Here is an 11483-nt window from a genome sequence, read left to right on the forward strand (position 1 = left end):
GAACACAGTGCTAACAAAAACGGCTAAGCAAAATGCTCAGCCGTTTTCTATTTTTTATAAAATGATACTTAATATACTTCAAGTATCAATGCGCCTCATCCCAGTTCTGACCACTATCAGTCTCAACCAGTAACGGTACTGCAAAGTCTACATTCCAACCTTTTTCGACAGCGGTTGTCTTTAATACATCTTGCATCGCATCGGTAATCAGTTGGCTTATTTCATCGACTTTATCCGCATCGACTTCAAACACCAATTCATCGTGGACTTGTAGCAGCATTTTGGCTTGCTCTTTTGGCAATACTTGATCGACGGCAATCATAGCCAGCTTAATCAAATCTGCCGCTGATCCTTGAAGTGGCGCATTAATCGCAGCACGTTCTGCACCTTGCTTGACCATACGGTTACTGTGCGTGATATCAGGCGTATAGAGTTTGCGGCCCAATATGGTCTCGACATAGCCTTGTTCATGAGCGCTGGCACGGGTATTAATCATATAGTCTTTCACACCTGGGTAGCGCTCAAAATACATATCAATATAGTCTTGCGCTTCATTACGGCTCATCTGTAGCTGCTTGGCAAGTCCAAACGCGCTCATACCGTATAGCAGCCCGAAATTAATAGCTTTGGCATTGCGGCGCTCGGTTGGGGTGACGTCTGCGACCTCTTTGCCAAGTACTTCAGCAGCAGTCGCCGCATGAATATCGAGACCTTCGTTAAAGGCATGAGTTAAGTTTTTATCACCTGAGAAGTGCGCCATGAGACGCAGCTCGATTTGTGAGTAATCGGCTGCGAGAATTACGCGACTCTTTGGTGCGATAAAGGCTTGACGAATTAATCGACCAGTCGCGGTACGAATTGGGATATTTTGCAAGTTAGGATCAGTTGATGACAAACGACCAGTGCTGGTTAATGCTTGATGGTAACTGGTGTGTACTCGGTCCGTCTCAGCATCTGCGACATTATCCAATGCATCAGTATAAGTGCTCTTAAGCTTAGATAGACCGCGATATTCCAACGTAATATCTACCAATGGATGGTCGATTTTTGATAGGACAGCTTCGCCAGTCGAGTATTGACCTGATTTGGTTTTTTTGCCACCAGCAACGCCGAGCTTTTCAAACAGCATTTCGCCTAATTGCTTTGGTGAGCCAAGATTGAACTCTTCACCAGCGATTTCATACGCACGTTTTTCAAGCGCGATGATTTCTTCATCGAAGCGTTTTGATAACTCGTTTAAAAACGAACGCTTGATAAGAATGCCATTCGCTTCCATTTGGCATAGTATTTCAGCGGTAGGAATCTCTAACTCATGGAGTAGCTTGGTGTTATTGGCATCGTTCGCCAGCTCAACGCTGAATACATCAAACAACTGATAGGTAATGTCGGCATCTTCACAGGCATAGTCGCTAGCAATATCAATAGCGACTTGATCAAAGGTGACTTGTTTCGCACCTTTACCAGCGACGTCTTCATAGCTGATGGTTTGCGTTTGCAGGTAATGCCGTGCCAAGTCATCCATACCGTGACGAGTGGCGGCAGCATTGATCACGTAGCTGGCAAGCATGGTATCCATAGCCCAATTATTAGGCTGCTCATGAATAGCACCGACTAGGTCGATATCATAATGACTAAGAACGTGAGCATCGTATTTTAGATGCTGACCGATTTTGCCGATTTTTGAATTTTCTAAAATAGGTTTTAGGCGTGTCAACACCGTATCGCGATCGAGCTGTTTGGCCGTCAGCTCATCACCTTCTAGACTGTGCGTTAGCGGAATGTAATACGCTTCATGTGCTTGCGTAGCAAAGGATAGACCGACGATTTCGGCTTGACGCCAATTGATGCTAGTGGTTTCGGTATCAATGACGAAATGCGGTGCTGCTTCTAATGATTTGATCAAACTATCAAGCGCAGGCTCATCCAGTACAGTGTGCCACGCTCTATCAGGGTTGTGACCGTCTTTTATATTATCAATCTGATTTGACTGTAGCGACTTGGCGACTTGCGCTTGTGATTCGGCATTGGCTTGACTGTCAGCGACACTTTGTGAGCCGTTTGCATTGGCAGGATGATTTGGGTGGTCGAGCGACGCCAGCTCGTTTCTAAACTCAAGCTCATTATACAACTCGCGTAATTCGTCTATATGAGCACAAGGATCGGTATTGATTTTTAGATCGTTCCAGTCTTGACCGATACCTAAGTCTGTGACGATGGTGGCCAGTTTTCGATTAAAGGGGATATCGTCGGCGTGTTCAATCAGACCTTTGGCACCGCGCCCTTTGATAAAGCCAATATGCTTTAACATGTTACTGATATCACCGTACTCAACGAGTAAGTCTTTTGCGGTTTTCTTACCGATACCCGGTACGCCCTTAATACCGTCTGAGGCATCGCCCATTAGGGTCAAAAAATCAATCATTTGGTTTGGATTGATACCGAATTTGTCGATGACTGCTTGGGTGTCGGTAATTTTACCTGTAAAACTGTCTTCTAATATTACGCAGTCATTCACCAGCTGCATCATGTCTTTATCACCAGTTGAGATGACGACATGATGACCTTCGGCGACGGCACGGTGGGCAAGTGTACCGATGATATCATCGGCCTCTGCGCCTTCGATACGTAGTAGCGGAAGACCTAACGCTGTGACTAAACGATGAATATAAGGAATCTGCTCTACCAGCTCTACGTCGATGGGCGGGCGAGCGGCCTTATAATCAGCAGACATATGATGACGAAAAGTCGGTGACTTGGTATCGAAGCAGACCGCCATATGGGTAGGGTGATAACGGCGCATCAGCTTGAGCAGCGCATTGAGTGTGCCACGAACGGCATTGGTGATCAGACCCTGTGAGTTTTGCATGGTTTTGGGTAGCGCATGATAGGTGCGAAACAGATAATAAGAGCCATCAACCAAGATAAAAGGCGGTTGGTTTTTATCGACATGACTGGTATCCATCGTCGCGACATTAGGCATGTCATCAAAGTTTGGCAATGCTTCAGGATCAAGCGCTTGGTGTGAATTGTGCTTGTTATCGTTATCGTCAGTATGGTTAGGCGTATGGTCAGTCATAAGGGTCACTTATCAGCTATTAGATAAAAATATAGGCTTATTATAACGATAAAATCAGCGTGTGCCGAACTGCTTAACCGTTACGAGATATTCAATATGTTTTATTAGAGTAGCTGATTAGGGCGTGTTGAACATTCAAATGTGGTGCTGGCAGTGACTATTTTTTAGACAATATGCAGTGAAATTTTTGATACCTAGTCATTCTAGGTGAAACAATTTCGCCATGTATTGGCAAAAAAGAGTACTGCCCTCCACTCGAGCATAGCTCTCGCCTTGCAAACGGGCAAAGCAGAGCTTTGCTGGATCCGTTCTCAAGGCTGATGCTAAAATGCTTCCAAACATTTTTGCAAACGTTGTTACAAGCCTAGTTAAGGTCTCGACATTATCTTCGGCTTGCGCCTAATTTGGTGCAATTTTAGCGATCAGCAGCCCTAATGTTTGAATGTTCAACACGCCTAATGGCACATAAAAAAAGAACCCAGCGTTAACTGAGTTCTTTATTCTTTTAGCTGACTTGATAACCAAGCTACTTAAGCCTTGCGCTTGTATTATTTTACTTCTGACGTCACTTCGACATCGATGTTGCCACGCGTGGCTTTTGAATATGGGCAGATTTGATGCGCTTTTTCGACCAGTTGCTGAAACTCATCAGCAGACAGCTCTGTGTTTTCGCCAATGACATGGATTTTAGCGGCTAGCTTATAGTCATGTCCTTCGCCTTGTAGCAAATCGACTTCTATCCGAGTGGTTGAATCAAACTTTGCTTTTTCCATTTGCTTGACAGCGCCAAGTGCCCCGTCAAAGCAAGCGCTATAACCAATCGCAAACATCTGCTCTGGGTTATTGCCTTCTTTTCCAGAGCCTGGTGGTACCATGTTGATGCTAAGATCGCTGTCGCTCAAGCTGGCTGAACCTGCACGGCCGCCAGTCACACTTGCTTTGGTAGAGTATAAAGTTTTCATAAGATATCCTTTTTTGTTATCAGTTTTTATGATTAAACGGTAAGTTTTAGATTGTCATTTAGCATAACAAACCGTTGTCCCGACTATGTACGAGTCGTAAGTAAGTATATTAGGCCAGTTGCAAGTATATACTGTGAATTTGTAATTTTGATGACTATCGTTTTTGATAACTATTGTTTTTGACGACTATCGTTAAAGAACTCTAAAACTAATATTGATTGAATTTAGGACATGCTCTGTTAGTCATCTTATATTCAAGATGTATTGGGTAGAAAACAATTCAGCGTTCTCGCTGCTTTGGGTATGGTAATCAAGTTCTTGGTTATACAAATTAAAATTTGGTTATTAGACGGCGGTTTTTGTGCGCTAATTCTGCATCATGATGCTAAATCCGCTACAATATGCCCATTATTTATTCTATGTATTTAGATTACTGTCTAAAAGACAGCCTTTTTGAAGTTAAGGTTGAAGCCAAAAATTATGAGCGTAGATCCAAAGAAACTAAACAAAGAAGTTGCCAAACGTCGCACCTTTGCCATTATCTCGCATCCCGATGCTGGTAAGACCACAATGACTGAGAAGTTGTTGTTGTGGGGGCAAGCTATTCAGGTAGTGGGTGAAGTTAAAGGTCGCAAGACGGATCGTCATGCCACATCAGACTGGATGAGCATGGAACAAGAGCGTGGTATCTCGATCACTACCTCTGTCATGCAGTTTCCCTATAAAGACCATGTGGTCAACTTACTGGACACACCAGGTCACGCCGACTTTAGTGAAGATACCTATCGTACCTTGACCGCTGTAGATAGTGCGCTGATGATGGTGGATGGTGCTAAAGGTGTCGAAGAACGAACCATCAAATTGATGGAAGTTTGCCGTATGCGTGACACGCCAATCATCTCATTTGTCAATAAGCTTGATCGCCAGATTCGTGAGCCTCTTGAGCTACTGAGTGAGATTGAAGCAGTACTAAAAATCAAATGTATACCAGTGACATGGCCTATCGGTATGGGTCAAGATTTTGTTGGTGTCTATCATTTGACCGAAAACAAAACTTACTTTTATGAAAAAGGTAATGGCGGCAAGACGACCATTTCTGAGGTCCGCGAAGGCTATGATTATCCAGATATTCGTGAGCGTTTGGGTAAGCTGATGTTTGATGCTTTTGAGGAATCACTTGAGCTGGTACAAATGGCGCTAGAAGAATTCAGCGTAGACGAGTTTTTAGCGGGCGAGATGACGCCAGTGTTGTTTGGTACCGCATTGGGTAACTTTGGCGTCAACATGGTACTGGATACCTTAGTCAAATACTCACCGCCGCCAAAAGCGCATCCAACCAATGAGCGTGAAGTGGCAGCGACTGAGACGGATTTTAGTGGTTTTGTCTTTAAAATTCAGGCCAATATGGATCCGCGTCACCGTGACCGTATTGCTTTCTTACGAGTCTGCTCAGGCAAGTATGAAAAAGGCATGAAAATGAAGCATGTACGCTTGGGTAAAGACGTACGTATTGCCGATGCCTTGACCTTTTTGGCCGGAGACCGCGAAGCATTAGAAGAAGCGTATCCGGGTGATATCATTGGTCTGCATAACCACGGAACCATCTCAATCGGTGACAGTTTCACCGAAGGCGAAGCGCTGAATTTCACTGGTATTCCACATTTTGCGCCTGAGTTGTTCCGCCGTGTCGTTCTAAAAGATCCGCTTAAGTCCAAGGCTCTACAAAAAGGTCTGCAGCAGCTAAGTGAAGAGGGTGCAACACAGGTCTTTATGCCGCAGATTAATAACGATTTGGTTCTGGGTGCAGTTGGTGTACTACAGTTTGAGGTGGTCGCGCATCGTCTCAAAGAAGAGTACAAAGTCCAATGTATCTTTGAGCCGGTATCTATTGCAACAGTACGCTGGATTCACTGTGACGATGAAGTGGCACTAGCGAAGTTTAAGAAAAAAGCCCATGACCAACTATCATTAGATGGTGGTGGTTATTTGACCTATCTTGCGCCATCACGAGTCAACTTGCAGCTGATGCAAGATCGCTACCCAGAAATCACATTTAGCAGTACTCGTGAGCACTAATTGCGTGAGCGTTAGTTTGTAGCGTAGATGTGGCTGATTTCGTTGCATTACCATTTGGTGAGTAGGCAGTCTTTAGCGAATAAACAAACAAAAGGACACGCTTGCCGTGTCCTTTTGTTTGTTTGTGCTTAGCGCCTTAATATAGGATTATTGCTAGCAAAAACAAAACAGTGTTTCAACACGAGAGGGCACAGGTTACGGTACACTAGTATAGTTGAAACATTCTAAAATGAATACAGGGCTGCCGACTGCAGATGATAATCTCGTTTATTTAGTGAGGATGAAATAGTAGCGGTTTAGTCGTTCACTGACTATTTTTACCATGAAGATAGGCCCTAATCATTATCAAGCACACTTTAAAAAATTACAGTTTATGACACAGGATAAGTAAGTATGAACACTCAAGCTCAGTCAATAACGTTATTTTGTGGCAAAAGAGCAGCACACCTTCATACCAAACCTCGCACGATATGGTCATTGAGTATGGTATTGCTCTTGAGTGCCGCGAGCTTGACTGCCAATGCTGACTCCAGAGTTAATAATAGCAATGAAACAACCTATCAAAATAGCTTAATCAATAATAATGATTATTTGCATTATAGCTTGCCAGATGCCTTAAAAACGCAGTGCATCGAGCACAATAACTGCCCAGAAATTGAGATTGAATATCTCAAAACCAATCAACAATGGATCAACAGTATTGTTAATACGCGTATCAACACTTTGATTGTAAACAATGGTGTCAGTGAGTCAGGTCCTGTAGCCACCACTGTCAGTAAACAAGCAGTAACACAAGCACTGACGGATTTTGCTACTGCGCAGTTTACGGATTTACCAGTAGATAGCTCTCTCGCTTATCAGCTAATGGTGACTCCTACTTATCTGGGGCACATTGGTAAGTTTGAGCTGTTCGAGATCAGTACTTATGTTTATACCGGTGGTGCACATGGAATGCCGTATAGCGAATACCTGATGTTTGATAGCAGTACCCAAAAGCAAGTTACCTTAGATGATATGGTGCCTGAGCCTAAAAAGTCGCGCTTTAAGGCGTTGGCGTATGACAGCTACAAAGCATGGGTAAAAACGATTGACGAAGATGTCAGTAGCTACGAAGAGACTTGGCCATTTGTATTGAGTGACAATGTGATCTTGACTGATCAGGGAATCGATATTCAGTATCAACCTTATGCTATCGGTGCTTATGCTTATGGTATGCCAACACTCAGTATTCCGTATAGTCAGTTGACAGGTATCCTTAATCCTGAGTTTATGCCTAAATAACAACAATATGATACCAAGGCTAGGTTTTTTTCTTATTTCGAAAACAATGATAAAAATAATAGCCAAAATCACGTAAAAATGAATCATTAGGAGTACGATTATCATGACTACTTTAGAAGACAACGATACGCTATCGACCAATAATTCTACATGGCAGCTTAACGCCTTAACAGAAGCGCTTGGCGACTTAACCTTAACTGTCGATGACAGCTTGTCCATTGGACGCGGCAGTGATAATGATGTGGTACTCGGTAGCAAGCAGGTATCGCGTAATCATGCGGTGTTAAGCCTATTAGATGGTCAGTTATATGTGAAAGATTTGAACTCATCAAACGGTACTTTTATCAACGAGCAGCGCATCGAGGGCAATCAATCTAGCCTATTACAAGCGGACGATACGATTGGTTTTGCAAGCTTTCGCTTTCAGGTGAAGGCACCAGTTGCTGCGCCAGAGAATAACTTGTCAGCACCAGTCGCACCAGATGATGTAGAAGTTAGTAAGGAAGTAGATACTGAAGCTGCGTCTGCTGAGAGTATTCTTAAAGAAGATGAGTTTGAAGAGTATATTATCGAACATTCAGCCGTCGATGAGCCTGTCGTAAAAGAAACGGGTATCGATGACGTTTTATCAACCGTAGAAAGCGTATCATCCGCAGAAGAGGTAGAGTCAGCACCAGTAGAAGATACCCCAGAGCCTATAGTAGAAGAAGTAGTGCTAGAAGAGTCAGTGAGCACAAAAGCAGTAGCTGAGCCACAAGAAGTGGCAACGATGGAGCCTGAGTCGCCAGCAGTCGCTGAGAGTGAGCCATTAGTAGAACGGCCTGTAGCAACTGAAGGGGCTGTGTATGAAGAAATAAATGAAGCAGAGGTTGTGGATGAGAAGCCAGTAGTCGAACCAGAGCATGACAAAACGACAAAAACGACACTGCAAGAAGAAGCAGATCCTGATATCTTACGTGCCAAGCAAGCAGCCACCGCACAATTTTCAGGCACCGCAGATCTAGGTCAATCTCATGATCTTGGTACAGAAGGCAATAATGCAGCAGATCAGGCTGTTAGCAACTCAGCCAATACAGGACAGCCTGAGAAAAAACCAAGCGGTGGTTGGTTTATATGGGTATTTATTATCATTGTTATTGTTGCATTAGCGTTATGGTTTTTTAATAAAGGTACTGTATAACCTGAATTTACGTTTATATCCGTTTATATTTATCACGGCTTAGCCGTAAAAGTGTGTGCTTAGTGCATTAGTATTAGCGTCAACATTCAGTAGAGTGTTGACGCTATATTTCATTTGTATTTTTGGCAGTCAACGGTAGCCATTTTTATTGATGGTACGGTTTCTATTGTTTTTATCTTTTGCCAATATTTTGTTAAGAGAGCTTTACTATGATGACCTTTGAAGAATATCAGTCTTTTAAAGACCGTGGCTTTAGTCATGCACCGCTGGTCAAAAAACGCTTAATGGATGCGCAGACACCAGTATCTGTATTTTCGAAAGTACGTGATTTAAACGGTTCAGCATATTTATTTGAGTCAGTCGTAGGTGGGGAGCGCTGGGCAAGATATTCGATGATTGGCTTGGGTAGTGATCTGATTTTGCAATATACAAACGGTAGTATGACGGTCAAAAAAAATGATCATATTGATGTCCATACAGTTGATGATCCGTTTGACTATATTCGCAAGCTAATGGCACAGTATAAGATGCCAACCGCAGAGGATGTCACTGCCTTACCGAGTTTTAGCGGCGGGTTAGTAGGTTACTTCGGCTACGACATGGTTCGCGTCATAGAACCCAGCGTGGGGCTGTCTGAAGCACCCAACCCCATGTCGATGCCAGACATGTGGTTGATGCTTTCAATGAACGTGATTGTTTTTGATAGTTTAGAAAATACATTATCTATTATCGTCTATGCTGATTGTAATAGTGAAGATGGCTACGGTGCTGCTATCCGTGAACTCGAAAAAATTGAAGATAAATTAGCAGAGATGCCAAACTTGAGTGCGCCGGTGATGCCAACACCGACATTTACCTCACAAACAGGCGCAGAAAAATACTGTAACGATGTCAATAAAATAAAAGATTACATCTTAGCAGGTGATGTCATGCAAGTTGTCCCTGCACAGCGTTTGACCGCTGATTATAAGGGGGATTCACTGGCTGTCTATCGTGCCCTGCGCTTTTTAAACCCATCACCATATTTGTTTTTGGTACATGGTTATACCCTTGATGATCATAAACGCTTTGATATCATCGGTGCATCACCTGAAATATTATCACGTATTGAAAATGGCAAAGTAACGGTGCGACCATTGGCGGGTACTCGTAAACGAGGACAGAACGAAGTAGAGGATTTAGCGCTTGAAGCGGATCTACTCAATGATAAAAAAGAAGTCGCCGAACATTTAATGCTTATTGATTTGGGTCGTAATGATATTGGCCGTGTTTGTGAATACGGCAGTGTCAAAGTCACCGAAAAGATGTTTATTGAGCGCTACTCACAAGTGATGCATATTGCCTCTAACGTTGAAGGACAGGTATTGCCTGATAAAGATGCTCTAGATGTTTTTTGTGCAACGTTTCCAGCGGGTACTTTATCAGGAGCGCCCAAAATTCGTGCTATGCAAATTATTGATGAAGTAGAGCCAGTACGTCGAACCGTCTTTGGCGGCTCAGTAGGCTATTTGGGCTGGCATGGTAATATGGATACTGCCATTGCTATTCGTACCGCCGTGATGCGTCGTGGAAAAATTCATATCCAAGCAGGTGCAGGCGTCGTCGCTGATTCTGTACCAAAAGATGAGTGGGATGAAACTAATAAAAAGGCATTGGCGCTACTAAAAGCTGTAAAAATGGCCTGTAATGGTTTGCGAATCCGTTAACTACTTCTGCTAAAAAATACAAATAGTAATTTTAATGGTAAAAACAGCTATTTGGGTTTAGATAAAATATTAACATAATCAATAGCTTGAATATTATTATAAAAATAATTAAAAAAAAGATGAAAAAGAGCTTGCGCATCTCAAAATATTTGATAGAATAGCCACCACTTTAGAGAGAACAAGCCGACTTAGCTCAGTTGGTAGAGCAACTGACTTGTAATCAGTAGGTCGCCAGTTCGATCCCGGCAGTCGGCACCATCTCTTTCAAAGTAGCTTTTTATGAATTTGTCTTAAATAAAAGTCATTTTTGTTCAAAGCACCCTAAGGTGGGATTGGGGAGCGGTCAAACCCAACAGACTGTAAATCTGTCGCGAAAGCTTCGAAGGTTCGAATCCTTCTCCCACCACCATATTTTCTAAGCTTTTCATAGCGCCAAGCATGCTCTATATACTTACAGGCTCTCGATTAGAGTTAGTTAGAATAAGAGTAAATGCGGGTGTGGTATAATGGTAACACCTTAGCCTTCCAAGCTAATGACGCGGGTTCGATTCCCGCCACCCGCTCCATATATACACCATCGCAAAATTTATCAATAATACATCACGATAACCAGTTTATGACAACTGTATCGTGATATTTTTTTTAGTAAATATACAGATTGTATGCTGTAGTTATTAAAAACATGCTCATATAGCTCAGCGGTAGAGCACTCCCTTGGTAAGGGAGAGGTCTCGAGTTCAATTCTCGATATGAGCTCCATTTATTGTTTAATTCTTTTGTGTTTGCTTTGCTATTTTCACATAGAGTAGAATCGATATCGAAGACATAGGATATTGAATATTATAAATACAGTGTGGTAATTGATGATTTAAGGGTGACACTGAGGTGTTGCCTTTTAGTGCTGTCAATTTGTTAATAAGTAACAAGCCTATTTGACAGACTTTTTTTATTGATGACTTACAGTAAAATAAAGTAGTGCAACAGCGATGCTATATAATAGCTTACGATGTTCAACAGATTGAAAAGTAAGTATAATGTGTATATGTATGAAACTTAAAGGTTTGAATGCATAGACAGTAGCGAGCGAAATTGCTAAAGCATTTTAGTAGATAAGCCATAGCGTCAACGGTTTGATGGTCTTACTTGCATCATGAGCCGTCAAACAGCTATTCACTGATCTTTGATTGATAAAGATTCACCAA

General features: G+C 42.6%; 6 protein-coding genes and 4 tRNA genes. 8 read left to right on the forward strand and 2 right to left on the reverse strand.

Features of this window, described 5'->3' with window-relative positions:
• Positions 1-85: 85 nt before the first annotated feature.
• Together polA and ACT3SX_RS05330 are read right to left on the reverse strand one after the other, a co-directional pair.
• Positions 86-2980: a DNA polymerase I gene (polA, locus tag ACT3SX_RS05325; protein ID WP_225739329.1), complete on the reverse strand. Its 2895-nt coding sequence runs from the start codon at positions 2978-2980 to the stop codon at positions 86-88.
• Between the two features lie 644 nt (positions 2981-3624).
• A complete protein-coding gene (locus ACT3SX_RS05330; protein ID WP_192520394.1) occupies positions 3625-4038 on the reverse strand; it encodes an Ohr family peroxiredoxin in 414 nt (137 codons plus the stop codon).
• A 480-nt stretch (positions 4039-4518) separates the two neighbouring features.
• Here ACT3SX_RS05330 and ACT3SX_RS05335 point away from each other — a divergent pair, with 480 nt between their 5' ends.
• From ACT3SX_RS05335 to ACT3SX_RS05370, 8 genes are all read left to right on the forward strand, one after another.
• Positions 4519-6114 (forward strand): peptide chain release factor 3, encoded by a 1596-nt coding sequence (locus ACT3SX_RS05335; RefSeq protein ID WP_192520395.1) that lies wholly within the window; start codon positions 4519-4521, stop codon positions 6112-6114.
• A gap of 393 nt (positions 6115-6507) precedes the next feature.
• Entirely contained in the window at positions 6508-7395 is an 888-nt protein-coding gene (locus tag ACT3SX_RS05340; protein ID WP_226945086.1) for an RsiV family protein, read from the forward strand.
• 103 nt (positions 7396-7498) lie between these two features.
• A complete protein-coding gene (locus ACT3SX_RS05345) occupies positions 7499-8575 on the forward strand; it encodes an FHA domain-containing protein (RefSeq protein ID WP_192992049.1) in 1077 nt (358 codons plus the stop codon).
• A 209-nt stretch (positions 8576-8784) separates the two neighbouring features.
• Positions 8785-10281, forward strand: a complete 1497-nt coding sequence (locus tag ACT3SX_RS05350) for an anthranilate synthase component I family protein (protein WP_192992048.1) — start codon at positions 8785-8787, stop codon at positions 10279-10281.
• A 182-nt stretch (positions 10282-10463) separates the two neighbouring features.
• A tRNA-Thr gene (locus tag ACT3SX_RS05355) sits at positions 10464-10539 on the forward strand.
• 67 nt (positions 10540-10606) lie between these two features.
• Positions 10607-10690 (forward strand) — tRNA-Tyr (locus ACT3SX_RS05360).
• 83 nt (positions 10691-10773) lie between these two features.
• Positions 10774-10847, forward strand: a tRNA-Gly gene (locus tag ACT3SX_RS05365).
• A gap of 118 nt (positions 10848-10965) precedes the next feature.
• Positions 10966-11040: transfer RNA gene (locus tag ACT3SX_RS05370), tRNA-Thr, on the forward strand.
• Positions 11041-11483: the final 443 nt, after the last annotated feature.

It is taken from the genome of Psychrobacter sp. AOP31-B2-9 (genome assembly GCF_052378005.1).
GTDB lineage: Bacteria > Pseudomonadota > Gammaproteobacteria > Pseudomonadales > Moraxellaceae > Psychrobacter.